At 73.7% G+C, this 23,415-nt stretch carries 22 protein-coding genes and 1 riboswitch; of the genes, 7 read left to right on the forward strand and 15 right to left on the reverse strand.

What is annotated here, in order from left to right:
- Position 1 precedes the first annotated feature (1 nt).
- From ACH34T_RS28465 to ACH34T_RS28475, 3 genes are all read right to left on the reverse strand, one after another.
- On the reverse strand, positions 2–883 hold the full coding sequence (locus tag ACH34T_RS28465; RefSeq protein ID WP_396023996.1) for an FAD binding domain-containing protein: 882 nt from the start codon (positions 881–883) through the stop codon (positions 2–4).
- On the reverse strand, positions 880–2,295 hold the full coding sequence (locus tag ACH34T_RS28470) for a uracil-xanthine permease family protein (RefSeq protein ID WP_396023997.1): 1,416 nt from the start codon (positions 2,293–2,295) through the stop codon (positions 880–882). The genes ACH34T_RS28465 and ACH34T_RS28470 overlap by 4 nt, the downstream gene beginning before the upstream one ends.
- Positions 2,296–2,452: 157 nt before the next feature.
- Complete coding sequence (locus ACH34T_RS28475; protein ID WP_396023998.1) at positions 2,453–4,228, reverse strand: PucR family transcriptional regulator; 1,776 nt, start codon at positions 4,226–4,228, stop codon at positions 2,453–2,455.
- Positions 4,229–4,440: 212 nt separating this feature from the next.
- Between ACH34T_RS28475 and ACH34T_RS28480 the strand changes: the two genes are divergently transcribed.
- The 4 genes from ACH34T_RS28480 to ACH34T_RS28495 all read left to right on the forward strand — a co-directional run bounded on the left by ACH34T_RS28480 (position 4,441) and on the right by ACH34T_RS28495 (position 9,683).
- Entirely contained in the window at positions 4,441–5,460 is a 1,020-nt protein-coding gene (locus ACH34T_RS28480) for a DUF2877 domain-containing protein (RefSeq protein ID WP_396023999.1), read from the forward strand.
- 49 nt (positions 5,461–5,509) lie between these two features.
- Positions 5,510–6,961 carry an FdrA family protein gene (locus ACH34T_RS28485; protein WP_396024000.1) on the forward strand — a complete coding sequence of 484 codons (1,452 nt, stop codon included), beginning with the start codon at positions 5,510–5,512 and terminating at the stop codon, positions 6,959–6,961.
- The gene (locus ACH34T_RS28490) at positions 6,958–8,367 is read left to right on the forward strand and encodes a DUF1116 domain-containing protein (RefSeq protein WP_396024001.1); all 1,410 of its coding nucleotides are present in this window, start codon (positions 6,958–6,960) and stop codon (positions 8,365–8,367) included. Before ACH34T_RS28485 ends, ACH34T_RS28490 begins: the two co-directional genes overlap by 4 nt.
- Before the next feature lie 86 nt (positions 8,368–8,453).
- On the forward strand, positions 8,454–9,683 hold the full coding sequence (locus ACH34T_RS28495) for a DUF6986 family protein (RefSeq protein ID WP_396024002.1): 1,230 nt from the start codon (positions 8,454–8,456) through the stop codon (positions 9,681–9,683).
- Positions 9,684–9,747: 64 nt separating this feature from the next.
- Here ACH34T_RS28495 and ACH34T_RS28500 read toward each other — a convergent pair whose 3' ends face one another.
- Genes ACH34T_RS28500 through ACH34T_RS28515 form a run of 4 tightly spaced genes read right to left on the reverse strand, consistent with a single transcriptional unit; the run spans position 9,748 to position 13,526 of the window.
- A complete protein-coding gene (locus ACH34T_RS28500; protein WP_396024003.1) occupies positions 9,748–10,347 on the reverse strand; it encodes an NTP transferase domain-containing protein in 600 nt (199 codons plus the stop codon).
- Positions 10,348–10,365: 18 nt separating this feature from the next.
- Positions 10,366–11,490 carry an XdhC family protein gene (locus tag ACH34T_RS28505; RefSeq protein WP_396024004.1) on the reverse strand — a complete coding sequence of 375 codons (1,125 nt, stop codon included), beginning with the start codon at positions 11,488–11,490 and terminating at the stop codon, positions 10,366–10,368.
- Positions 11,483–12,628 carry a VWA domain-containing protein gene (locus ACH34T_RS28510; RefSeq protein ID WP_396024005.1) on the reverse strand — a complete coding sequence of 382 codons (1,146 nt, stop codon included), beginning with the start codon at positions 12,626–12,628 and terminating at the stop codon, positions 11,483–11,485. Before ACH34T_RS28510 ends, ACH34T_RS28505 begins: the two co-directional genes overlap by 8 nt.
- A 7-nt stretch (positions 12,629–12,635) precedes the next feature.
- A complete protein-coding gene (locus ACH34T_RS28515) occupies positions 12,636–13,526 on the reverse strand; it encodes an AAA family ATPase (protein WP_396024006.1) in 891 nt (296 codons plus the stop codon).
- A 141-nt stretch (positions 13,527–13,667) separates the two neighbouring features.
- Here ACH34T_RS28515 and ACH34T_RS28520 point away from each other — a divergent pair, with 141 nt between their 5' ends.
- From ACH34T_RS28520 to ACH34T_RS28530, 3 genes are read left to right on the forward strand one after another with little or no spacing between them, the layout of a single operon-like run.
- Positions 13,668–14,936 (forward strand): sulfite oxidase, encoded by a 1,269-nt coding sequence (locus tag ACH34T_RS28520; protein WP_396024007.1) that lies wholly within the window; start codon positions 13,668–13,670, stop codon positions 14,934–14,936.
- A gap of 12 nt (positions 14,937–14,948) precedes the next feature.
- A complete protein-coding gene (locus tag ACH34T_RS28525) occupies positions 14,949–16,364 on the forward strand; it encodes a selenium-binding protein SBP56-related protein (protein WP_396024008.1) in 1,416 nt (471 codons plus the stop codon).
- A gap of 10 nt (positions 16,365–16,374) precedes the next feature.
- Positions 16,375–17,013, forward strand: coding sequence for a hypothetical protein (locus ACH34T_RS28530; RefSeq protein ID WP_396024009.1), 639 nt, complete (start codon positions 16,375–16,377; stop codon positions 17,011–17,013).
- Positions 17,014–17,016: 3 nt separating this feature from the next.
- On the opposite strand, the gene ACH34T_RS28535 is transcribed toward ACH34T_RS28530, so the two are convergent.
- From ACH34T_RS28535 to ACH34T_RS28570, 8 genes are all read right to left on the reverse strand, one after another.
- Positions 17,017–17,463 carry a PH domain-containing protein gene (locus tag ACH34T_RS28535; RefSeq protein ID WP_396024010.1) on the reverse strand — a complete coding sequence of 149 codons (447 nt, stop codon included), beginning with the start codon at positions 17,461–17,463 and terminating at the stop codon, positions 17,017–17,019.
- Positions 17,456–18,331, reverse strand: coding sequence for an ATP phosphoribosyltransferase (hisG, locus tag ACH34T_RS28540; protein ID WP_396024011.1), 876 nt, complete (start codon positions 18,329–18,331; stop codon positions 17,456–17,458). Before hisG ends, ACH34T_RS28535 begins: the two co-directional genes overlap by 8 nt.
- A 128-nt stretch (positions 18,332–18,459) precedes the next feature.
- Positions 18,460–18,966, reverse strand: a complete 507-nt coding sequence (ribH, locus tag ACH34T_RS28545) for a 6,7-dimethyl-8-ribityllumazine synthase (protein ID WP_396024012.1) — start codon at positions 18,964–18,966, stop codon at positions 18,460–18,462.
- Positions 18,963–20,201: a bifunctional 3,4-dihydroxy-2-butanone-4-phosphate synthase/GTP cyclohydrolase II gene (locus tag ACH34T_RS28550; protein ID WP_396024070.1), complete on the reverse strand. Its 1,239-nt coding sequence runs from the start codon at positions 20,199–20,201 to the stop codon at positions 18,963–18,965. Before ACH34T_RS28550 ends, ribH begins: the two co-directional genes overlap by 4 nt.
- Positions 20,202–20,215: 14 nt before the next feature.
- Positions 20,216–20,836 carry a riboflavin synthase gene (locus ACH34T_RS28555; RefSeq protein WP_396024013.1) on the reverse strand — a complete coding sequence of 207 codons (621 nt, stop codon included), beginning with the start codon at positions 20,834–20,836 and terminating at the stop codon, positions 20,216–20,218.
- Between the two features lie 70 nt (positions 20,837–20,906).
- Positions 20,907–21,037: riboswitch (FMN riboswitch) on the reverse strand.
- A gap of 102 nt (positions 21,038–21,139) precedes the next feature.
- Entirely contained in the window at positions 21,140–21,784 is a 645-nt protein-coding gene (locus tag ACH34T_RS28560; protein ID WP_396024014.1) for an HAD-IA family hydrolase, read from the reverse strand.
- A complete protein-coding gene (gene rpe, locus ACH34T_RS28565; RefSeq protein WP_396024015.1) occupies positions 21,781–22,458 on the reverse strand; it encodes a ribulose-phosphate 3-epimerase in 678 nt (225 codons plus the stop codon). Before rpe ends, ACH34T_RS28560 begins: the two co-directional genes overlap by 4 nt.
- 12 nt (positions 22,459–22,470) lie before the next feature.
- Positions 22,471–23,409, reverse strand: coding sequence for a phosphatase PAP2 family protein (locus tag ACH34T_RS28570; protein ID WP_396024016.1), 939 nt, complete (start codon positions 23,407–23,409; stop codon positions 22,471–22,473).
- Positions 23,410–23,415: the final 6 nt, after the last annotated feature.

Raw genomic sequence — 23,415 nt, forward strand, 5'->3', positions numbered from 1 at the left:
GTCACTCCCCCGCCTTCCGCAGCGCCCCGTCTTCCCACAGTGCCCGGGCCGCCGCGGACTTGAACGCGCGCTCTGTGAGCACGCCGGTCAGGTGCCGCCGGTAGGCGGCGCCCGCGTGGATGTCGGCGTCCGGGTCGATGCGCTCGCGGACGTGCGCGGCGGCGGCCGTCCAGTCGCCGTGCGGCCCGGCGGCGCCGGTCAGGTCGAGGACGAGCGGCGTCCCCGAGATCCCGAGGTATCCGGCGCGGGCGGCGCAGACGCGCAGGTCCTCGTCGAGGGTGACGACGGCGGCGACGCCCGAGAGCGCGTAGTCGCCGTGCCGCCGCGCCGTCTCGGTGAACGCGGTTCCGGTGCGGGGCGGCGCGGCGGGGAAGAACGCGGCGACGGCCAGCTCGTCCGGTTCCAGCGCCGACTCCAGCGGCCCCCGGAAGAACTCATCCGCCGGGATGGTGCGGCGCCCGCGGGCCGACGCGGCCTCGACCGTCCCGCCGAGGACGGCCAGGACGGCGGGCAGCTCGGCGGCCGGGTCGGCGTGCGCGAGGCTCCCGACGACCGTCCCGCGGTTGCGGATGACGGGATGCGCGACGTGCCGGAGCGCCTGCCCCAGCAGCGGCTGGACGGCCGCGGCCTCCGCCGACCGCTCCACCCGCGCGTGCCGGGCGAGCGCGCCGACCCGGACGCCCCCGTCCCCCGCGTGCACGGTGTCCAGCTCGGCGACGCGGTTGATGTCGACCAGCGCGGGCGGCGCGGCGAGCCGCATGTTCAGCAGCGGGATGAGGCTCTGCCCGCCCGCCAACACCTTGCCGGACGGCTCCGCCGCCAGCGCGTCCAGCGCCTCGGAGACGGTGGCCGGGGCGTGGTAGCCGAACGGCGGCGGCTTCATCCGGCCGCCCGGTCGGTGGGCGCGATGACGCCGCCGCCCTGGCCGCTCGGTCCGCGGACCGCGTGCAGGACGTGGTAGCCGACCAGCACGGCGATCGTCCCGAGCGCGATGCCCTGCAGCGGGAAGTCGTCGGTGACGTCCAGTGTCACGTTCCCGATCGCGAGGATGATCCCCGCCGCGACCGGGACGAGGTTGACGGGGTCGGCGAAGTCCACCCGGCTCTCGATCCAGATCTTCGCGCCGAGCAGCCCGATCATCCCGTACAGCACGACCGTGATCCCGCCGAGGACGCCGCCGGGCGTCGCCGCGACCAGCGCGCCGAACTTGGGGCACAGCCCGAACAGGATCGCGACGGCCGCCGCGACGTAGTACGCGGCCGTCGAGTAGATCCGGGTGGCGGCCATGACGCCGATGTTCTCCGCGTACGTGGTGGTCGGCGAGCCGCCGACCGCGGACGCGAGCACGGTGCCGACGCCGTCGGCGGTGATCGCGCGCCCGAGGACGGGATCGAGGTCGTCGCCGGTCATCGCGGCGACGGCCTTGACGTGCCCGGTGTTCTCCGCGATCAGCGCGATGACCGCCGGAAGCGCCAGCAGGATCGCCGAGGTGGTGAAGTCGGGGCCGTGCAGGCTCGGGAACCCGAACCAATCGGCCGCGTCCACGCTCGTGAAGCTGACCCGGTCGTGCGGGAACGCGGTGGTGACGCAGTACGTGCCCTCGGTCGTGCAGGGCTTGCCCGTCGCGTCCAGGAGGTTCTGGCCGGGGAGAACTGACGTGACCTTGCCCGCCGTGTTGTCGAGAAGCCACGACAGCAGGAACCCGAACACCAGCGCCAGCAGCACCGCGATCCGCGCCCAGAACCCGCGCAGCAGCACTGCGCAGAACACCGCGAAGCCCAGCGTCGCCAGCGCGACCCACTGGTCCTGCGGCCAGTAGACGGTCGCGACCACCGGCGCCAGGTTGAACCCGATCAGCATCACGACCGCGCCGGTCACGACCGGCGGGAACACCCGGTGGACGACGTCGCCGCCGACGAAGTGGATCAGCGCGCCGACCACCGCCAGGACGGCGCCCGCGACGAGGATCGCGCCGGTCACCGTCGCGCTGTCGCCGCCGGCCGCGCGGATCGCCGCGACCGCGCCGACGAACGACGCGCTGGTCCCGAGGTAGCTCGGCACCCGGCCGCCGACGATCAGCAGGAACAGGATCGTCGCGACCCCGGACATCATGATCGCCAGGTTGGGGTCCAGGCCCATCACGACGGGGAACACGAACGTCGCCCCGAACATCGCGACAACGTGCTGGGCGCCGATCCCGGCGGTCCGCGGCCACGACAGCCGTTCGTCCGGCCTGACGACCTCGCCCGGCGGCGGGGTGCGCCCGTCGCCGTGCACCTTCCAGCCGATCCCCATGCCGCCTCCTGCTCAACCGTCCGCGTTCATGCGGGCACGGTAGATCTACCCTGGTCGGCGGGCATCGGCGACATCTGCCAAAGCCCGTCCACCGGTTCGGCAGGACCGGCGAGTCACCGGAAGATCACCGAGACGGTGACACTACCCTCGGTGACCCTCAGATACCGCGCATGCGCAGCACGTGAAGGGCGAGGGTGAGGTTGAGACGCAGATGGGCGTCCTCCGTGAACGCTCCGAGCATCCGCTCCAGTTTCCCGATGCGGTACCGCAGCGTGTTGTAGTGGAAGTGGAGGCGGCGGGCGGTCTCCGCGACGTTGAGGTTGGTCTCCAGCAGCACCTGAAGAGTGCGGCGCAGGTCGACCAGCTCCGGCTCGTCGTCGGAGGCAAGGTCGCCGAGCGTCTCCCGGACGAAGGCGTGCAGCTCCTCCGGATCGGAGACGAGGCTCAGCAGCCGGTACACCCCGAGCTGGTCGAAGTGCGCCCGCGCGCCCGCGCCGTTCAGCTGCCGTCCGACCCGGACGGCCTTGACGGCCTGCTCGTACGCCTCGGGCAGCGCGGCCGGGGACGTCACCGTCCGGCTGATGCCGGTGGAGAACGTCCGCCGCACCGGCAGATGCTCCGCGAAGATCGACGACGCCTCCTTGAGCATCGCCTGGACGGGCCCGGCGGTCAGCTCGGCGGGGTCGCCGCCGTCCGCGCCGATCACCGCGACGACCTCGTGCGCGAAGCTCGCGACGGCGGCGCCGCGGTCGTGCCGCCGGACGGCCGTCGTCCACGCGGCGGCGAGCCGTTCCTGCGCGGAGCGCTCCTCGGCGCCGCGTCCGCCGCGCGTTCCGGGTTCGGGCTCGGCGGCCGCCGCCTTGCCGCGGGCCTTCCCGTCCGTCTCGGGGGCGGACGGGGCGCCGCGCGGGCGTCCGTCGAGCTCGGCGACGACGACCATCACCGGACGGTCGAGGTCCCAGCCGAAGCCGGTGCAGTGCGCGATGACGCGGTCGTCGTCGCCCGCGCGCCCCGCGAGGATGTCGCGGAGGAAGTCGGCGCGGTACTTGCTCTCGACGGCGGCGACGGCCTGCTGCTTCGTCACCACGAGCGCCGCGACGGTCGCGGCCCGTTCGAGGATGCCGAGGTCGGTGCCGCGCAGCGCGCCGCCGGGGCTGAACGCGATGATGCGGCCGTGGTCGAAGCCGCCCGCCATCACGGGCACGACCAGGTGGTCGCCGGTGCCGTGCGCGCCGATGACGCCGCAACCGCCGCGCCCGCAGGCCGCGTGCCTGCCGGCGTCGAACGCCCGCATGGCCTGGACGTGCTCGTCCGGGCCCGCGCCGGCGAGGACGCGCTGCTCGCCGTCCACGACGACGACGGCGACGTCCAGCAGCGTCGCGACCTCGTCGACGACCTCCTGGAGGCCGCCGCCGCACAGGACGATCTGCACGAGCGCGCGGTGCACCTCCTCGGTGCGGGCGAGCACGGACGCCTGCCGGTTCAGGATGTCCGTCAGGACCTGGTTGAGGATGTCGTCGAAGCCGACGTCGTTGGGGAGCAGGATCAGGGGGAAGCCGCGGCGGTCGGCCTGCGCGATCATTTCGGCGGGGAGCGAGTCCAGGTAGCGGCCGAGCTTGATGGCGAGGGCCGCGAGTCCGCGCTCGTCCAGGTCGGAGACCAGGTTGTCGAGCGACTGGGGAGTGTTGCGCAGGGGGTAGCCGGTGGTGAGGAGGAGCTCGTTCGGCTTCACCCACGACAGGATGTCGGGGACCTCCATCACGTTGAGACGCTGGACGATCCGTTCGAGACCGGCCCGGCCGGCGATGAGGCGGGCGCCGTTCAGGGTGCTGACGCCGAGGACCTCCCCGACCGACAGGCCGTAGGTCAGTGTTCCGGTGCTCGCGAGCCGCAGGGCCGGTGGGCCCGGGTCCGCTGTGGTGGTGTAGCTCATGCCAGGGGTCACCTCGCTATTTGGTGCGTACATCGCCCATTACGGGGTGTTCGCTACCGGTTCCTGATCAACACTGACAACTAAGACGAACGATGACAAGCATCCTTGGCAGCTTTCTCCATACGTCCGGTGCGGGGGCCGTTCTACCGTCTCGGCAGAGGCCGGGCCGTCCGCGGGCCGGACGGCGACCGACGCCGGTCTCGGGAGGTTCCGTGACCGCACTCGTCCGCGACCCGATCCCGCTTCCGGCCAGGCCCGGACGGCGGGCGCCCGCCGCCGGCGCCGCGAGCCTGGCGCTGCGGCCGCTGCTCGACCCGCCGCGCCGCGCGGCGCGGGTCATCGCCGTGTTCCCCTCGGCGCTGTACCTGGAGATGCGGGGCGGCCCGGAGCCGCGGGTGCTCGCGGTCGTCACGTCCGACGCGAACCGGCTGCCGAACTCGGTGGTCGTCGTCGCGACGCGCCGGGAGCAGCCGTTCCGGTCGATCCGGGAGGGTGGCGAGGCGTGGGTCGGCGACGGCCGGGTGGAGGCGGGTCCGCTGCAGGTGCGGGTCCGCCGCTGGTGGGACCCGTCGCCGGTGCTCGGGCCGATGCACGCGGCCGCGCTGGCGGGCGGCGTCCGGGCGCTGGAGGCCGAGCTGACCGGCGCCGGCACGCTGACCGGCGCCGGACCGGCGGGCGGCGGGCTCGGCGACCATCCGGACCCGGTCGCGCTCGCCGAGTGCTGCGCCGCCGGCGACCTCGCGGGCGCGGTGGAGGCGGCGGAGCGGATCGTGGGACTCGGCCCCGGCCTGACGCCGAGCGGCGACGACATCCTGTGCGGCCTGCTGGTGTCGCTGCGCTGCGTCGGCGACGCCGTCCGGCACGGCCAGGCGCGTTCCCTGCGGGGGGGCGACCCCCCGCACCCCCCGGTTCGCTCCGCTCATGAGGGAGTGTGGCTGGCCGACTGGCTGGGCGCGGCGGTCACCGCCGACGCGGGCACCCGCACGACGGCGCTGGCCGCGACGCTGCTGCACTGCGCGGCGGCGGGCGGCGCGGGCGCGGAGGTCGCCGCGGTGCTGCGCTGCGTCGCGGGCCACGAGCCGCCGGACTCGCCGGCGATCGGGCAGGCCGTCCGGCGCCTGCTGGCGGTGGGCCACACGTCAGGCGTCGACCTCGCGCACGGCGTCCTCGCGGGCTGCCGCGCCGCCCTCGCCCTGACCGCCGTCCGCCATGCTTCGAGGGTGACTGCATGAGCGGAGCGAACCGGGGGGTGTGGGGGGTCGCCCCCCGCCGGTGGCGGGCATGAGCGATTGGGTCGAGGTGCGGCCAGGGGGCTACCACGATTCGGTCACGCTGATGCGGGTCAGCCGGTCGCTGTCGGAGCGGCCCGGGGTGGTCGCGGCGATGGTGGCGATGGGCACCGGGCTGAACCGGGAGATGCTGGAGCGGATGGGCTTCGCGGTGCCCGCGGACGCCGGTCCCGACGACCTGGTGGTGGCCGTCCGGGCGGACGGCGACCGGCTCGGCGAGGCGCGGGACGCCCTCGACGGCCTGCTGCGCGACGCGTCCCGCCCCGCCGGGACTGGCGCGCCGGGCGCAGAGGCGCCGCCCCGGACGACCGCGTCCGCGGCGGCCCGCACGGACGCGACCGTCGCGCTCCTGTCGGTGCCGGGCCCGCACGTGTTCCCCGAGGCCATGGACGCGCTGGACGCCGGCCTCAACGTGATGATCTTCAGCGACAACGTGCCGCTCGCCCAGGAGGTCCTCCTGAAGGAGGCGGCGGCCCGGCGCGGCCTGATCGTGATGGGGCCCGACTGCGGGACGGCCGTCGTCTGCGGTGCGGGCCTCGGGTTCGCGAACGCCGTCCGTCCGGGCCCGGTGGGCATGGTGGCCGCGTCCGGGACGGGCGCGCAGCAGCTGATGTGCCTGCTGGACGAGGCGGACGTCGGCGTCAGCCACGTCCTCGGCGTCGGCGGACGCGACCTGTCGCCCGAGGTCAGCGGACGGTCGGCGCTGTCCGCGCTGGCGGCGCTCGACGCCGACCCGGGCACCGAGCTGATCGTGCTGGTGTCCAAGCCGCCCGCGCCGCAGGTCGCGGACCTGATCCGGGAGGCGGCGCGGCGCCTCGACACGCCGGTCGTGTTCGCGCTGCCCACGGCCGGCGAGGACGACCTGACCACGGCGGCGGAGAGAGTGCTGAAGGCGCTCCGAAAGACGGTCCCCGAGTGGCCCCGCTGGACGGCGTCGCGGCGTCCGGCGCCCGTGGCCGGGCGGGCGCTGCGCGGGCTGTTCGCGGGCGGAACGCTCCGCGACGAGGCCGAGACCATCGCGCGGAACGCCCTCGGCTGGGACCTGGAGACCCGCGGCCACCGGTTCACCGACTTCGGCGACGACGCCTACACCCGGGGCCGCGCCCACCCGATGATCGACCCGACGCTGCGGCTGGAGGCCGTCCGGACGGAGGCGTCCGACACCGGCTGCGGCGTGCTGCTGCTGGACGTCGTCCTCGGCCACGGTGCGGAGCCCGACCCGGCCGCGGCCCTCGCCCCGGCGCTCGCGGACGCGGCGCGCGACCGTCCCGACCTGGCCGTCGTCGTCTCCCTGTGCGGGACGCCCGCGGACCCGCAGGACCGCGACCGGCAGGCGGCGGCCCTCCGCGGGGCGGGCGCGGACGTGTTCGCGTCCAACGCGCAGGCGACCCGGCACGCCCTGTCGATGATCGAGGCGGCGCCGGCGGAAGGGACGCCAGGATGAGCGAACCGAACCGGCTCGGCGGGCTCCTCGCCCGCGATCCCAGGGTCGTCGCCGCGGGCGTCGAGGTCCTCGCCGACGCGCTCGCGGAGCAGGCCGTCCCGGTGGAGGCGGTCGACTGGCGGCCGCCGCCCGCCGGGACCGAGGCCGCGCTCGCGGCGGTCCTCGGCGACCCGGGCCACGCGGAGGCGAACGCCCGCGCCGTGCGGCGGATGGTGTCGTCCCGCCCGCACCTCGTGGACGTCCGCCCCGCCCGCGAGGTCCTCGGCCTGGACACGGGAACGTTCCTGCACGCGGGCCCGCCGCTGGAGTGGGACCGCGCGTCCGGGCCGATGCGCGGCGCGCTCATCGGCGCGATGCTCCTCGAAGGGCTCGCGGAGACGCCGCTAGGCGCCGAGCACGCCCTGGAGCGCGGCGCGGCGGCGCTCGAACCGTGCCACCACCACGGCGCCGTCGGGCCGATGGCGGGGGTCGTCAGCCCGTCCATGTGGATGCTGGTCGTGGAGGACGCCGAGCACGGCGGCACCGCGTACTGCTCGCTCAACGAGGGCCTCGGGAAGGTCCTGCGGTACGGGGCGTACGGGCCCGAGGTGATCGACCGGCTGACGTGGATGGGCGAGGTCCTCGGGCCCGCGCTCCAGGCGGCCGTGCGCCGGCACGGGCCGCTCGACCTGATGTCGGTCATCGCGCAGGCGCTGCAGATGGGCGACGAGCTGCACAACCGGAACCGGGCGGCGACGTCGCTGCTGCTGCGCGAGCTGGCGCCCAGCCTGCTGGCCGCCGAGGACGTGCCGCGCGGCCGGGCCGCCGAGGCGCTGCGGTTCGCGGCGGGCAACGACCACTTCTTCCTGAACGCGGGGATGGCGGCGGCGAAGGCGTGCGCGGACGCGGCGCGGAACGTCCCCGGTTCCAGCCTGGTCGTGGCGATGTCCCGCAACGGCACCGACTTCGGCGTCCAGGTGTCGGGGACGGGCGACCGCTGGTTCACCGGCCCCGCCGGCGTCCCCGACGGCCTCTACCTGGGCGACTACGGCCCGGACGACGCCAACCCCGACATCGGCGACTCGGCGATCACCGAGACGGCCGGGATGGGCGGGTTCGCGCTCGCCGCCGCGCCCGCGATCGTCCGGTTCGTCGGCGGCGAGGTCCCCGACGCGCTCGCCGCGACCCAGCGGATGTACGAGATCACCCTCGCCGAGCATCCGGCGCTGCAGATCCCGCTGCTGTCGTTCCGCGGCACCCCCGTCGGCGTGGACGTCGCGCGCGTCGTCCGCACCGGCATCCTGCCGGTCATCGACACGGGCATCGCCGGACGCGAAGCCGGGACGGGCCAGGTCGGCGCCGGGCTCGTCGAGCCGCCGCCGAACGTCTTCACCGACGCCCTGCACGCTCTCGCGGAGTCCGCGTAGAGGCCCTGGCCACGGGTACCGGCCCGCGACGAGAATCCAGGGGCCGCCGGTTCCCTAGCGGGCGCGGGGTGAGGGATCATGTCGGGGTGAATCTCAGCGTCTCCTCGTTCGACGACCTGTCCGACCGCATCGCCGCCGTCCGCGACGAGCACGGCGAGCAACGTCCCGGCGGCGCCGACGGCCGCCAGCCCGTGCACACGGTGTACGTGCCGGCCGACCGGTTCTCCCGCTCGACCCCCGCCGACTTCGGCGCGGAGGCGCTGCGGCTGCTGAACACGCACACGCCGGGCGCCGGGTCGTTCGGCGCGGCGTTCGGGCTCGATCCGGAGATCGCCGGGCTGGTCCGCGAGCGGGTCGCGGCGAAGCTGTCCGCCGAGCCGGTCGAGGACGTGCGGATCGACTTCGAGGACGGCTACGGCGTGCGCCCCGACGCCGAGGAGGACGGCCACATCGAGCAGGTCGTCGAGGCCGTCGCCGCCGCGTACCAGGTCAAGGGCCTCCCCCACTACTGGGGCGTGCGGGTCAAGTCGTTCGCCGACGGCGGCCACGAGCGCTCGATGCGGACGCTCGACGGGTTCCTCACCGCGCTGCGCGACCGGCTCGGCCGGCTCCCCGGCGGGTTCACCATCACGTTCCCGAAGGTGATCACGGCCGAGCACGTCGCGCTGTTCGCCGAGTGGCTGGACCGGCTGGAGACCGCGCTCGGGCTGCCGTCCGGCATCCTGCGGTTCGAGGTGCAGATCGAGACGCCCGAGGCGATCCTGGACGGCGAGGGCCGGACCGGGCTGCGCGGCATCGCGTCCGCCGCCGGGGGCCGCCTCACCGCCGCGCACTTCGGCGTCTACGACTACACGGCCGCGCTGGGGCTGCCGCCGCACGAGCAGCGCCTCGACCATCCGGCCTGCGACTTCGCCCGGCACGTCATGCAGGTGTCGTTCGCCGGCACCGGCGTGCGGCTGTCGGACGGCTCCACCAACGTCATCCCCCGCAACGACGGCCCCGACGAGGTCAACGCGGCGTGGGCGACGCACGCGGCGCACGTCAGGCATTCGCTGCGGCACGGCTTCTACCAGGGCTGGGACCTGCATCCCGCGCACCTTCCGAGCCGGTACGCGGCCGTGTACGCGTTCCATCTGAGCGGCGTCGACGACGTCATCGGGCGGGTCAGGGCCTGGCACGAGCAGGCGTCCCCCGCGGGCGGCGAAGGCGCGAGCGGCGTGCTGGACGAGCCCGCCACCATCAAGGCGCTCACGTCCCGGCTCCGCCGCGCCGTCGACTGCGGCGCGCTGGACGAGAGCGTCCTCCCCGCGTCCTAGCCCTGCCCGGCGGTGAACACCGTCGCCGGACGGCCGGACACCCCGCTCGCCTGCGAGCGCGGCGTCACCGGGGCCCGCGCTCGCGGCGCCTGATCGCGGTCAGGTCGTCGGGGGTGTCGATGTCGTCGGGCGCGGCGACGTCGTCGCACGGCACGGGCGTGACCAGGTCGGGACGGGCGCGCAGGTAGCCGCGCGCGCCCCGGTCGCCGACCGCGGCCTCCGCGGCCCCGGCGAAGTGCTCCGCCCGCAGCAGCACGGGGTTGCGCCCCGCTCCCCCGTAGGTCGCGACGGCGATCCCGGCGCCCGCCTCGTACGCGGCGATCAGCCGTCCGACCGCGGCGGCGGTGACCAGCGGCTGGTCGACGAGCGCGACGACGACGGCGGGACAGGCGGGCGGCAGCGCGGCGAGCCCGGCGCGCAGAGACGAGCCCATGCCGTCCCGCCAGTCCGGGTTCGGGACGACGACCGCGCCGATGACCTCGACCGGTTCCGCCCCGACGACCACGAGGACCGGGGAGCAGGCGGCGTCCCGCAGCATCCGGACGCCCCGGTCGACGAGGCGTTCGCCGTCCAGTTCGAGGGCCGCCTTGGGACGTCCGAGCCGGCTGCCCTCCCCCGCCGCGAGCAGCAGGCCGGCGGGCGGTTCCGCACCGTGCAGAGTCATCCCGCGAGGGTAGTGCGGTCAGGGCGCGTCGGCGTGGATCCTGCCGGAGGTGTCGGTGAGCGGGCGCCCCGACCCGCCCCAGCGGAGCTGGACGAGCTCCGCCGCGATCGACACCGCGGTCTCCTCCGGCGTCCGGGCGCCGAGGTCGAGCCCGATCGGCGAGCGCAGCCGCCCCAGCTCGGCGTCGGTCAGGCCCGCCTCGCGGAGCCGGGCGAGGCGGTCGTCGTGGGTGCGGCGCGACCCCATCGCGCCGACGTAACCGGCGTCCGTGCGCAACGCCACCTCCAGCAGCGGCACGTCGAACTTGGGGTCGTGGGTGAGGACGCAGATCGCCGTCCGCTCGTCGATGGCGGCACCCGTCTCCAGCAGGAACTTGTGCGGCCACTTCACGACGACCTCGTCGGCCTCCGGGAACCGCTTCGGCGTCGCGAACACGGGACGCGCGTCGCACACCGTCACGTGGTAGCCGAGGAACTTGCCGATCCGGGCGACGGCGGCGGCGAAGTCGATCGCGCCGAACACCAGCAGGCGCGGCGGCGGCGCGAACGAGTGCACGAAGACGGCCAGGTCGTCCAGCCGCCGCTCGCCCTCGGGGCCGTAGTGCCGCTGGCCGGTGAGGCCCTGGGCGAGCATGCCGCGCGCGTCGTCGTCGACGGCGGCGTCGAGGCGGGCGGCGTGCGAGGCGCCTGGCGCGAGCGACCCGGAGGCCCGGTCGGCCCAGATCACGCGGCGCGCTCCTATCGTCCCCGGCCCGGCGACGACGGTGGCGACGGCGACCGGCTCGCGCGCCCCGATCGCGGCGGCGACGTCGGCGAACTCCGGGAACGTCGCGGGGCCGACGGGCTCCACCAGCACGTCCAGGATCCCGCCGCAGGTCAGGCCGACGGCGAACGCGTCGTCGTCGCTCACCCCGTACCGCTGGACGACGGGCTCCCCGCTCTCCAGCACCGCCTGCGCCAGGTCGTAGACGGCGCCCTCCACGCACCCTCCCGACACGCTGCCCGCCACCTCGCCGGAGGCCGACACCGCCATCGCCGCGCCCGGCGGACGCGGCGCGCTCCGGAAGGTGTTCACGACGGTCGCGAGCCCGAACGTCTCCCCGGACGCGTACCAGCGGGCGATGTCGTCCAGCACGTCACGCATGTGCGCTCCCCTTCCCTGCCTTCCCGGCGGCCCGCCGTCCGGTCCCGGCGACGAGGCGGGCCAGTTCCTCCAGCGCCGCGAGGCTGTGCCCGGACGTGAAGTCGTCGACGTGCGGCAGCGCCGCCGCCATCCCCGCCGTCAGCGGCTCGTACCCAGGGCGCGCCTTGTGCGGGTTCGCCCACACCACCCGGTGGGCCAGCCGGTGCAGCCGCGCCATCTGCTCGCCGAGCAGCGCGGCGTCGCCGCGTTCCCAGCCGTCCGACGCGATCATCACTACCGCGCCACGGGCGAGGCCGCGCTGCCCGAACCGGTCGAGGAACTCCTTCAGCTCCTCGCCGAGCCGGGTGCCGCCGCTCCAGTCCGGGATGGCCGCGGACGCCGCCGCCATCGCCGCGTCCGGGTCGCGGTGGCGCAGCTCGCGGGTGAGGCGGGTCAGGCGCGTCCCGGCGCTGAACACCTCGACGCCGCGCGCGCCGGAGCGCGCGGCGGCGTGCGCGAAGCGGAGCAGCGCGTCGGCGTACGGGCTCATCGAACCGCTGACGTCCACGATCAGCACGACGCGGCGGGGGCGGGTGCGGTGCGTGCGGCGCCGCAGCAGGGACGTCTCGCCGCCGCGCCGGAGCGTCTCCCGGACGGTCCTCGCGGGGTCGAGGCGTCCGGTCGACGCGGGCGCGAACCTGCGCGACCTGCGCCGCTCCGCGCCCGCGTCCAGCAGCGCGATGAGGCGGGCGACCTCGGCGCGCTCGGCGGCGGTGAGCCGCGCCACGTCCCGGTCGCGGAGCACCTCGACGGCGCTGGCGGTGGCCGCCTTCAGCCCGTCGCTCCGCTCGCCGCCGTCGCCCGCGCCCGGGTCGGGCATCGTCATCCGGCGGACGACCACGGGCGGCGGCGGCCTGCGCCCCGGCCGGACGGTCGCGCCGGAGAAGTACGCGGCGAAGCACCGGTCGTAGCGGGCGAGGTCGTCGGGGTCGGCGCACATCGTCAGGCGCCCCGCCCAGTACACGTCGGACGGGTCGAGCACGTCGAGATGGTCGAGCGCGGTCAGCATCGCCTGCACCCGCTCCGGATCGGCGGCGCCGCCCGCCGCGCGCAGCGTCCTGGCGAACCCGACCATCGTCTCGGTGACGTCCCGCCGCACGTCCGGCTCACCCCCCGCCGCCGTTGAGCAGGGCCTCCAGGCCGCCGCCGAGCACGCGCTGCTGGTCCTCGCGGTACTTGAGGACGGCGCCGAGCGTCACCGCGGCGGACGCCGGGTCGAGCTCGCGGACGCCGAGCGCCACGAGCGCCTCGGTCCAGTCGAGGGTCTCCGCCACGCCGGGCGGCTTCAGCAGGTCGGTCTCGCGCATCCGCTGCGCGGCCCGCGCGACCTGCCCGGCGAGCCGCTCCGCCGCGCCCGGCAGCCGCCGCCTGATGATCGCGACCTCGCGGTCGAACGACGGGTGCTCCAGCCAGTGGTACAGGCAGCGCCGCTTCAGCGCGTCGTGGACCTCGCGGGTCCGGTTGGACGTGACCACGACCACCGGCGGCCGCTCCGCCCTGATCGTGCCCAGCTCCGGGACCGTGATCGTGAAGTCGCTGAGGACCTCCAGCAGGAACGCCTCGAACTCGTCGTCGGCACGGTCCAACTCGTCGACGAGCAGGACGCTCGGCGAGATCTCCAGCGCCTGGAGGAGCGGCCTGGCCAGCAGGAACCGCCGGTCGTACAGCTCGCCTTCCAGCCGCGAAACGTCTTCGACGCCTGCGGCCTCGGCGGCGCGCAGGTGCAGGAGCTGGCGGGGGAAGTCCCAGTCGTAGAGGGCCTGGGACGCGTCCAGCCCCTCGTAGCACTGGAGCCGGATCAGCGGCGCGCCGAGCGCCCGCGCGAGCGTTTTGGCCAGCTCGGTCTTGCCGACGCCCGCCTCGCCCTCCAGGAACAGCGGACGCCCCATGCGCAGCGCGAGGAAGCACGCCGTCGCGAGCCCCTCGTCGCAGAGGTAAGTGTGCCTGTCGAGCAGGCCCGCGAGCTCCGCGGGCGATCCGACCTGGTCAAGCGTCATCGCCGCCGTCTTCCCACGGCTCTCAGGCTACTCAGCCGGACAGACGGCGCACATGCCCCGAGGCCCGCTATTTCAGCACTAATCGAACTAAAACAGTATGGAAAGTTGACTTTATGAACGGCGCTGAGCAGCATCGAAACCATGCGAACCGGTGACCGGGACGAACCCGACCTGACCCACGAAGCGACCTACGAACGGCTCCGCTCCCCGTCCCGGCGAGAGCTCCTGCGCCTCTCCGCCGGCGCGGGGCTGAGCGCCGGGCTCGGCGGCGGCCTGCTCGCCGGGCTCGGCCCGGCCGCCGCCGCGGCCGCCGACGGCGGGATCGTCAAGCCGCTCCCGCCCGAGCTGTTCATCCCGCACGGGACCAACGCCGAGATGCGCTGGGAGGCCATGCGGCGGCAGGGCTACCTGACGCCCGCCGACCGGTTCTTCGTCCGCAACCACACCGCCACACCGCTCATCGACGCGCGCACGTGGCGTCTCAAGCTGTGGGGCGCCGGCCTGCGCGGCCGTCCCGCCGAGGACCGTCCCGTCGAGTTCACCTACGAGGACCTCCGCGCCCTCCCCGCCGAGACGCTCACGTCGGCCGTCGAGTGTACGGGCAACGGGCGCGGCTTCTTCGCGTCCCAGCAGGGGCAGGCCGCCTCCGGCACCCCGTGGAAGCTCGGCGCGGTCGGCGTGGCGAGGTGGCACGGCGTCCGGCTGTCGACCGTGCTGAGGCGCGCAGGTCTAACCCGCGAGGCCGTGGACATCATGCCGCGCGGGCTGGACGCTGACTTCGTGGACAACGGCGAGAACCTCGGCCGCGTGCGGCGCCCCCTCCCGATCGCCAAGGCGATGGACGACGTCCTGCTCGCCTACGGGATGAACGGCGCGCCGCTGCCGCCCGACCACGGCCACCCGGTCCGCCTGGTCGTGCCGTCCTGGGTCGGGATCGCGTCCATCAAGTGGCTCGGCGACATCCAGGTGGCGGACGAGCCGCTCCACTCGCCGTGGAACACCCGCTTCTACCGGCTCTTCGGCCCCGACTACCCGCCGGAAGGGTCCGCGCCGCTGACCCGGATGAACGTCAAGTCCGCGTTCGAGCTGCCCTGGGACGCGACCCTGCGCGGCACGGGGCGGCACGTCCTGCACGGCCGGTCCTGGTCGGGCGGCGGCCGGATCCGGCAGGTCGAGGTCAGCGCGGACGGCGGCGCCCGGTGGCACACGGCCCGCATCCGCGACCGCGACCCGAACCCACGCGGATGGGTGCGCTGGGACGTCCCGTGGCACCCCCGCACCACGGGACGGTACGAACTCCTGGCCCGCGCCACCGACGAGACCGGCGCGGCCCAGCCCGCGACCGTCCCCTTCAACCGGCTCGGCTACCTCTTCGGCGCCGTGGTACGGCACCCGGTCACCGTCATCTGAGAGGGACACAACATGGCACTGTGGACGCCAGACCCGACCTTCTACGCCTCCCCGCGCGACGCCGCGGCCGCGCCCGCCGAGAAGCTCGCCTACGTGGCCGCGTTCGACCGCGCCGCCGAGAAGCCGGACGCCATCGCCGTGCTGGACGTCGACCCGGGCTCCCCCTCCTACGGCTCCGTCGTCGGCTGGACCGACCTGCCCTTCCTCGGCGACGAGCTGCACCATTTCGGGTGGAACGCGTGCAGCAGCGCCCTGTGCCCGGGGTCGCCGCACCCGCACGTCGAACGCCGCTACCTGATCGTCCCCGGGCTGCGGTCGTCGCGGGTGTACGTCATCGACACCAAGGACGACCCCGCCGCACCGAAGATCATCAAGGTTCTTGAGCCGGACGAGCTGGCGAAACGCGCCGGGTATTCGCGTCCGCACACCGTCCACTGCGGGCCCGAGGGCCTGTACCTGACGGCGCTCGGCGGGGCGAACGGCGAGGACGGCCCCGGCGGCATCGCCCTCCTCGACCACACCTCCTTCGACGTGCTCGGACGCTGGGAGGTCGACCGCGGCCCGCAGTACTTCGCCTACGACGCCTGGTGGCACATCGCGCACGACGTGCTCGTCACGTCCGAGTGGGGCACGCCGTCGATGGTGGAGGACGGCGTCGTCGGCGAACTGCTGCTCGGCCGCAAGTACGGGCACTCCCTCAACTTCTTCGACCTGCGCAAGCGCAAGCACGTCCAGACCGTCGACCTCGGCGACGAGCACCAGATGGTCCTGGAACTGCGTCCCGCGCACGACCCGACCAAGCTGTACGGGTTCGCGGGAGTGGTCGTCAGCGTCGAGGACCTGTCGGCGTCCGTCTGGCTCTGGCACCGCGACGGCGACTCCTGGGCCGCGCAGAAGGTCATCACCATTCCCGCCGAGCCCGCAGACGCCGCGTCGCTCCCGCCGGTCATCCAACCCTTCGGCGCGGTGCCCCCGCTCATCACCGACATCGACCTGTCCGTCGACGACCAGTGGCTGTACGTGTCGTGCTGGGGCACCGGCGAACTGAAGCGCTACAACGTCAGCGACCCGTTCAACCCGGTCGAGGCGGGCTCGGTGCGCATCGGCGGCATCGTCAACCGGACGCCCCACCCCGCCGCCCCCGACCAGCCCCTCGCGGGCGGCCCGCAGATGGTGGAGGTCAGCCGCGACGGGAAACGCGTCTACATCACCAATTCACTGTACGGCTCCTGGGACGACCAGTTCTTCCCCGACGGCGTCGGCGCGTGGATGGCCAAACTCGACTCCACCACCGACGACTCCACTCCCGGCGGCTTCACCTTCGACGAACGGTTCTTCCCGAACGGTGACGCGTTCCGCGGGCTCCGCCCGCACCAGACGCGCCTCCAGGGCGGCGACGCCTCCTCGGATTCCTACTGCTACCCGTGACCCCCTTGCCGTGACCGACGGATCCCTCGCCGCCCTCGTGGCGCTCGGCGCGTTCCATGGCCTGAACCCCGCCATGGGCTGGCTGTTCGCCGTGGCCCGCGGCTTCCAGGAGCGCAGCCGCTCGCTCGTGCTGCAGTCGCTCCCGGCCATCGCCGCGGGCCACGCCGCCTCGGTCGGCGCGGTCGCGATCCTCGTCACCCTCACCCAGTCCGTCGTCGCCACGCAGGCCCTCGCGATCGGCGGCGGCGCCGTCCTCGTCGGGTTCGGCCTGTGGCGGCTGCTGTCGCGGCGCCATTTCCGCTGGGTCGGCATGCGGATCTCGCTGCGGCAGCTCGCCGGGTGGTCGTTCCTGATGTCGTCGGCGCACGGCGCGGGCCTGATGCTGCTGCCCGTGCTGACCTCGTCCGGGACGGCCCCGGCGGGCCACGACCACGGGCTGGCGTCGTCGTCCGGCAGTGCCGTGTCGACCGGCGTGTTCGTCACGGCCGTGCACACCCTGTCGATGTTCGCGGTGGCGGGCGCGATCGCCGTCGTCGTCTACGAGATCGTCGGCCTGACCGTGCTGCGCCGCGCCTGGTTCAACCTCGACCGCCTCTGGGCCGCCGCCCTCATCACCGCCGGCACGTTCACCGTCCTCACCGCCCTCTGAGGGTCAGCGGGGCTCGGCGGCCTCGCCCCTGCTGTGCAAGAGCGCCTCGAGTTCGGCGAGCTGGCGGGCGGCCAGGGCCTTCTCGGCCCCGTTGATGCCCATCGCGCCGATGGACGTGCCGTCCGCCAGGTCGAGGGTGGGCCACGGGTCGCCGACCGTCATGGAGACGTCGACGACCTCGGGCCATTCGAGGCGGCGGGTGCGGAACGCGTTGACGACCGTGAGGCCCGACTCGTCGGCCGCGACGCGGCAGCGGGCGAGCATGTGCAGGATCCACGCGCAGACCGCGCCGAACGCGACCAGCAGGACGCGGTCGAGCGTCCCGAACTGCGGCGCCACCACCACGGCGAGCGCGATCAGGCCGAGCAGGATCACGCCCGCCGTGACGTAGGCGACGAGCCGGGTGGTGCGGGGACGCCACACGGTCGGCAGCGCCGGCGGCTCAGTCAACGATCTTGGAGATGGGGATCTCGAGGATGTCGTGGGCGCCGGCCGCCTTCAGCGCCGGGATCAGGGTGTTCACGCCGCGCTTGGCGACCACCGACTCCACGGCGCTCGACTCCCCGCCGGCCAGCGCGGTGACCGTCGGCGACGACATCGACGGCATGATGTCCAGGACGTTCCGCAGGTCGGCCTGCGCGACGTTCAGCTTCAGCAGCACGTTGCCGCGGGCGCGGATCGCGCCCTGCAGGAGCAGGGCGATGTCCTCCATCGCGGCGCGCTTCTCCGCGTCCTCGTAGGCGTCCCGGTTGGCGACCAGCTCGGTGTAGCTGGTCAGGAGCGTGTCGAGGATGCGCAGGCCGTTCTTGCGCAGCGACGAGCCGGTCTCGGTGAGGTCGACGATCGCGTCCACGATGTCGGGCACCTTCGCCTCGGTCGCGCCGTAGGACGGGACGACCGTCGCCTTGACGCCGTGCCTGTCCAGGAACCGCCGCGTCATCGCCGGGAACTCGGTGGAGATCCGGACGCCCTCCGGCAGGTCGGACACCTTCTGCCAGGGCGCCCCGTCCGGCACCGCCATGATCACGCGGACCGGGTTGGACGTCGCCTTGGAGTACTTCAGCTCGCCGAGGCTGACCACGTCGGAGTCGGTCTCGGTGATCCAGTCGCGGCCGGTGATGCCGAGGTCGAACAGGCCCTGTTCGAGGTAGGTCGGGATCTCCTGCGGCCGCAGCACCCGGACGCGTTCGATGCGCGGGTCGTCGATGGACGCGCGGTAGTCGCGGTCCGACGTCCGCTGGACGGTCAGGTCGGCGGCGTCGAACAGCTGCATGGTCGCCTGCTCCAGCGACCCCTTGGGCAGGACGAGTGACAGCACGGAATTGCCTTTCGATGGGACGAGAGTGAGTACCCGGGACGTTCAGGAGCCCAGACGCGCACGCCGATCCAAGGCGGAGCCCTGGAATGCATGCGCGGCTCGATCAGGGGCGGAGCCCCCGGGGCCCCTTACCTATGCTCGAGGCCGTTCCCGGCGTGACCGTGATGCCGCAGACCTCGCAGGGTCAGTGCCGTGTCGAGTGCGGCCACAGTCGCCTCCCATCCCTTGTCCTCGGGGCTGCCGGGCAGCCCGCTGCGTTCCATCGCCTGTTCAATGGTGTCACACGTGAGGACCCCGTTGCCCACCGGCGTCGCCTCGTCGAGCGCGACCCGGGTCACGCCGGCGGTCACCGAGTCGCAGACGTAGTCGAAGTGGGCCGTCGCACCGCGGACGACCGCGCCGAGGCAGACGACGGCGTCGAGGTCGCGGGCCAGCTGCTGGGCCACCACCGGCAGCTCCAGCGCGCCGGCGACGCGGGCGACGACGGGCTCGTCGACGCCGCACGCCTTCGCCGCCGCCAGCGAACGCTCCAGCAGCCGGTCGGTGATCGGCTCGTGCCAGCGGGTGCAGACGATGCCGAGCGTGACGCCGGCCGCGTCGACGGTGATGTCCTCGGGGCGTCCCGCGCCGCTCATGAAAGTCCCTCGATCTGGTGTCCGAGACGGTCCCGCTTGACCGTCAGGTAGCGCCGGTTGTGCTCGGTGACGACGACCGGCATGGCCTCGCGTCCCCGGACGTCCACGCCGAACCCGTCCAGGCCCTTGAGCTTGTCGGGGTTGTTGGTCAGCACCCGGACCGAGCGTACGCCGAGGTCGCGCAGCATGTGCGCGGCGTTCGAGTACTCGCGCGCGTCGGCGGGCAGCCCCAGTTCCAGGTTGGCGTCGACGGTGTCGGACCCGTTGTCCTGTAGCGCGTACGCCTGCAACTTGGCGAGCAGTCCGATGCCGCGTCCCTCGTGCCCGCGCAGGTACAGGACGACCCCGCGTCCCTCTTCCGCGATGCGTTCCATGGCGGCGTCCAATTGGGTGCCGCAGTCGCAGCGGTCGGAATGCAGGACGTCGCCGGTCAGGCACTCCGAATGGGCCCTGATCAGGAGGTCCTCGCCGTCGCCGACGTCGCCGAGCACCAGCGCGACGTGCTCGCCGCCGTCGATGGCGCTGGAGAACCCGACCGCGCGCCACGTCCCGTACCGGTTGGGCAGGCGGGTCTCGACGACGCGGGTGACCATCGCCTCGTGCCGCCTGCGGAACTCGGCGAGCTGCTCGATGGAGATGAGCCTGAGCCCGTGCTCCTTGGCGAAGACCTGGAGTTCGGGCAGGCGCGCCATGGTGCCGTCCTCGTTCACCACCTCGGCGAGGACGCCCGCCGGGGCGAGCCCTGCCAGCCTGGCGAGGTCGACGGCGGCCTCGGTGTGTCCCCGCCGGCGCAGCACCCCGCCCTCGCGGTAGCGCAGCGGGAAGATGTGCCCCGGCCGGACGAGGTCGCGCGGCTCGGACGCCGAGTCGCACAGCGTCTTGATCGTCCGGGCCCGGTCGGCGGCGGAGATGCCGGTGGTCACGCCGAGACGCGCGTCCACGCTGATCGTGTACGCGGTGCGCATGCGCTCGGTGTTCTGCGCCGTCATCAGCGGGATCTGCAACCGGTCAAGGTCTGCGCCCTCCATCGGGACGCAGATGACGCCGCTGGTGTAGCGGATCGTGAAGGTCAGCAGCTCCGGCGTGGCCTTCGCCGCCGCGAAGATGATGTCGCCCTCGTTCTCGCGGTCCTCGTCGTCGACGACCACGACGGCACGTCCCGCGGCGATGTCGGCGACCGCCGATTCGATCGAGTCGAAGATCCCGTCGCCGTCGGTCATCGTGTCGCCGCTCATGACGCTGTCGCCGCTCATGACGCGGTCACCGCCCTCTCCTCCGAGCCGCGATCGCCGAGCATGCGCTCGACGTACTTGGCGACGACGTCCACTTCGAGGTTCACCGGGTCGCCCGGCGCCTTGCGGCCGAGCGTGGTGAGCGCGAGCGTCGTCGGGATGAGCGCGACGCTGAACCGGTCGGCGCCGGCCTCGACGACCGTAAGGCTGATGCCGTCCACGGTGATCGAGCCCTTGTCGACCAGGTAGCGGGCCAGTTCGGGCGGCAGGGACACGCTGACGACGTCCCACCGCTCGCCGGGCTCCCTGGAGACGATCTTCCCGACGCCGTCCACGTGGCCCTGGACGAGATGCCCGCCGAGCCGGTCGGAGAGCCGGACGGGCCGTTCCAGGTTGACCTTGGAGCCGGGCGTGAGCGCCCCCAGGCTCGACTTGTCGAGGGTCTCCTTGATGACGTCGGCGGTGAAGGCCCCGTCCTCGACGTCGACGACGGTGAGACAGACGCCGTTGACGGCGATCGACGCGCCGTGGACGGCGTCCTGCGTGACGAGCGGGCCGCGGACCGTGAGCTCTACCGAGCCGTCCGACGGCTCGATCCGCACGATCTCGCCGAGTTCCTCGACGATGCCTGTGAACATCTCCCGGGCCTCCTAGTTCAGGCTCCGGGGGACGTCGATACGTCGGCGCACGCCCCTGGACAGGGACGTGCCGCGCGCTGCCTCCCATCCGGACTCTCACCGTCGGTCCCGGAGTTCCACCGGGTCAACCGGCCGATGGCTTCGGCCGGGTCGCGGACTGTCACCGCCGGTTCGGAATTTCACCGACCCCGGAGCACGCGTTCATGCTTGCCAACCAGTGTGCCACGCCATGCATTCCCGCCCGGTGTGACCATCACCACGACCACGGCCCGCCGGAGCGGGGGTCAGCGGGGAGAACGCGGGTCAGCGGGGATCGCGCGCGAGGCGCAGGCCGGTCGGCGTCGCTGTCACGTGGGTGAGGTTCTGGACGATGTGGTGCGCTTCGGTCAGCGCTGCGGGGTCGTGGCTGGTGGTCACCGCCACGACGGTCGCGCCGGCCGCGCGGCCCGCCGCTATGCCCGCGGGGGCGTCCTCGACGACGATGCAGGCGGACGGGTTCACGTCCAGGCCCCGGGCGGCTCTGAGGTAGCCGGACGGGTCTGGTTTGCCGTCCGGGACGTCCTCGGCTGTGACCACCACTTGCGGGAGGGGTACGCCGGCCACTTCCGTGCGGAGTTTCAGCTGGGCCCTGTCCATGGAGGTGACGAACGCGTAGGGCAGGCCGTTCATGTTCGCCAGGAGGTCTACGGCACCGGGCAGGGCGGTGATGCCTTCGGTGCCGGTGGATTCGAGGGCGTCCAGGCGTGCCGTGGCGTCGTGGACCTCCTCCGGCGGGAGGAAGTCGGCCACGCGGTCGGCGGTACGGCGGCCGTGGGCGTCGGAGAGGAACTCGTCCGGGTCGATGCCGTACTCGGCGGACCATTCCCGGGCGGCGCGTTCGACGAGGGGCGTGGAGTCTACGAGGGTGCCGTCCACGTCGAACAGGACGGCCGTGCAGGGCAGGATCACCAGTTCGCCTTCGCCGTCGCTTCTTCGGCCTGGCCGCGAAGCCTGCGGACGGCCTCGGCGGGGTCGTCGGCGCCGTAGACGGCGCTGCCCGCGACGAACACGTCGGCTCCCGCTTCCGCGCAGCGTTCGATGGTCTCCGCGCTGACGCCGCCGTCCACCTGGAGCCAGACGGGGAGGTCGCGTCCCTTGATGAGCTCGCGGGCGCGGCGGACCTTCGGCAGGACGACGTCCAGGAACTTCTGGCCGCCGAACCCGGGCTCGACCGTCATGAGCAGGAGCATGTCGATCTCGCCGAGGAGGTCTTCGAAGCCGTCCACGGGGGTGGCCGGGTTGACGCCGAGGCCCGCGCGCGCGCCCGCCGCGCGGATGGTGCGCAGGGTGCGGATGGGTGCCTTCGCGGCCTCGGCGTGGATGGTGACGCTCTTCGCGCCGGCCTCGGCGTACTCCGGGGCCCAGCGGTCGGGGTCCTCGATCATCAGATGGCAGTCGAGCGGCAGCGCGCTGTGCTTGAGCAGTGCCTGGACGACGGGCAGTCCCAGGGTGAGGTTCGGGACGAAGTGGTTGTCCATGACGTCGACGTGGACCCAGTCGGCGGAGTCGGCGATGCGCGCGACGTCCTCGGCCAGGCGGGCGAAGTCGGCGGACAGGATGCTGGGTGCGATCTGTGGAGCCATGATGCCGCGAGTCTATGGGCGCAGTTCCGCCCGGTCGTCACCCGGCCGCGTGATGGCGCGCGTGGAGCGTCCGGCGAGGCGGAGGCGGACGAACGCCTCGGGCGCGCCCGCCGTGACCCACAGGCCGAGCACCGCCTGGACGGCGAACGTCTGGGCCAGGTTCGATCCGTCGAACAGGTAGATGGCGAAGCCTCCGGCGATGCCCACGGGAAGGCGTGCCAGGCGCCGCCACGGTTTCCCGCCCGCGTCGAACCAGCCGCGTGCCGCGAGCAGGGACAGACCGGCCAGGGCCCCGCAGAATCCGCCCGTGGCCTTGGCCGACTCTCTGAGGGTGATGGGTTCGGTCTCTCCTCCGGCTGCCTGGATCGCCCGGGCCCAGGCGTCCGGCCAATGCCAGTCCTGGATCGGCTGTACCGCGCCCCAGGCCGCTGTCAGCAGCAGCAGGGACACGACGAGAGCGAGGGCCATCTGCACGGCCGGATGGCGACGCGTCCACCACGGGACGACGACGGGTTCCAGCACTAGCGCCACCCCAAGGAGAGCCAGGCCGATGGCCCAGCCGCCCAGCACCTGGCCGATCGAGTGCACGCCGAGGTAGACGCGGGACACCCCGATCAGAGCGACGACGGCGGCCGCGGCGGCCCACAGCGGCCATCGCCTTGTCTGGGCAGCGAAGAACCCCCAGGCGACCGGTGCGTTCTGAGCGTGACCGGACGGCATGCCGAACGACGTGTGCGACGCCTTGCCCTCGACGCCGGGGTCCGTCCAGTAGGGGCGGGGGTCGTGGAAGACCAGCTTGAGGAGCGTGTTGAGGAACGCGCTGAACAGCAGGATGACCGTGACCCGCGCCACCAGGCGCGGAGCGGCGCTCCAGAACAGGACCACGAGCAGGGGGACGTAGAACGCCGCGCTCCCCAGGAACGACACGACATGCATGAAGCCGTCCAGCACGGGTCC

It is taken from the genome of Actinomadura sp. 9N215, assembly GCF_044326345.1.
Classification (GTDB): domain Bacteria; phylum Actinomycetota; class Actinomycetes; order Streptosporangiales; family Streptosporangiaceae; genus Spirillospora.

Coding starts and splice junctions, on each gene's coding strand:
- ACH34T_RS28475 (WP_396023998.1), bottom strand. CDS start 4,228: ATGAGCTACACCACCACAGCGGACCCGGGCCCACCGGCCCTGCGGCTC.
- ACH34T_RS28520 (WP_396024007.1), top strand. CDS start 13,668: ATGCGAACCGGTGACCGGGACGAACCCGACCTGACCCACGAAGCGACC.
- ACH34T_RS28465 (WP_396023996.1), bottom strand. CDS start 883: ATGAAGCCGCCGCCGTTCGGCTACCACGCCCCGGCCACCGTCTCCGAG.
- ACH34T_RS28550 (WP_396024070.1), bottom strand. CDS start 20,201: ATGAGCGGCGACACGATGACCGACGGCGACGGGATCTTCGACTCGATC.
- ACH34T_RS28490 (WP_396024001.1), top strand. CDS start 6,958: ATGAGCGAACCGAACCGGCTCGGCGGGCTCCTCGCCCGCGATCCCAGG.
- ACH34T_RS28515 (WP_396024006.1), bottom strand. CDS start 13,526: ATGACGCTTGACCAGGTCGGATCGCCCGCGGAGCTCGCGGGCCTGCTC.
- ACH34T_RS28500 (WP_396024003.1), bottom strand. CDS start 10,347: ATGACTCTGCACGGTGCGGAACCGCCCGCCGGCCTGCTGCTCGCGGCG.
- rpe (WP_396024015.1), bottom strand. CDS start 22,458: ATGGCTCCACAGATCGCACCCAGCATCCTGTCCGCCGACTTCGCCCGC.
- ACH34T_RS28525 (WP_396024008.1), top strand. CDS start 14,949: ATGGCACTGTGGACGCCAGACCCGACCTTCTACGCCTCCCCGCGCGAC.
- ribH (WP_396024012.1), bottom strand. CDS start 18,966: ATGAGCGGCGCGGGACGCCCCGAGGACATCACCGTCGACGCGGCCGGC.
- ACH34T_RS28485 (WP_396024000.1), top strand. CDS start 5,510: ATGAGCGATTGGGTCGAGGTGCGGCCAGGGGGCTACCACGATTCGGTC.
- ACH34T_RS28470 (WP_396023997.1), bottom strand. CDS start 2,295: ATGGGGATCGGCTGGAAGGTGCACGGCGACGGGCGCACCCCGCCGCCG.
- ACH34T_RS28505 (WP_396024004.1), bottom strand. CDS start 11,490: ATGCGTGACGTGCTGGACGACATCGCCCGCTGGTACGCGTCCGGGGAG.
- ACH34T_RS28555 (WP_396024013.1), bottom strand. CDS start 20,836: ATGTTCACAGGCATCGTCGAGGAACTCGGCGAGATCGTGCGGATCGAG.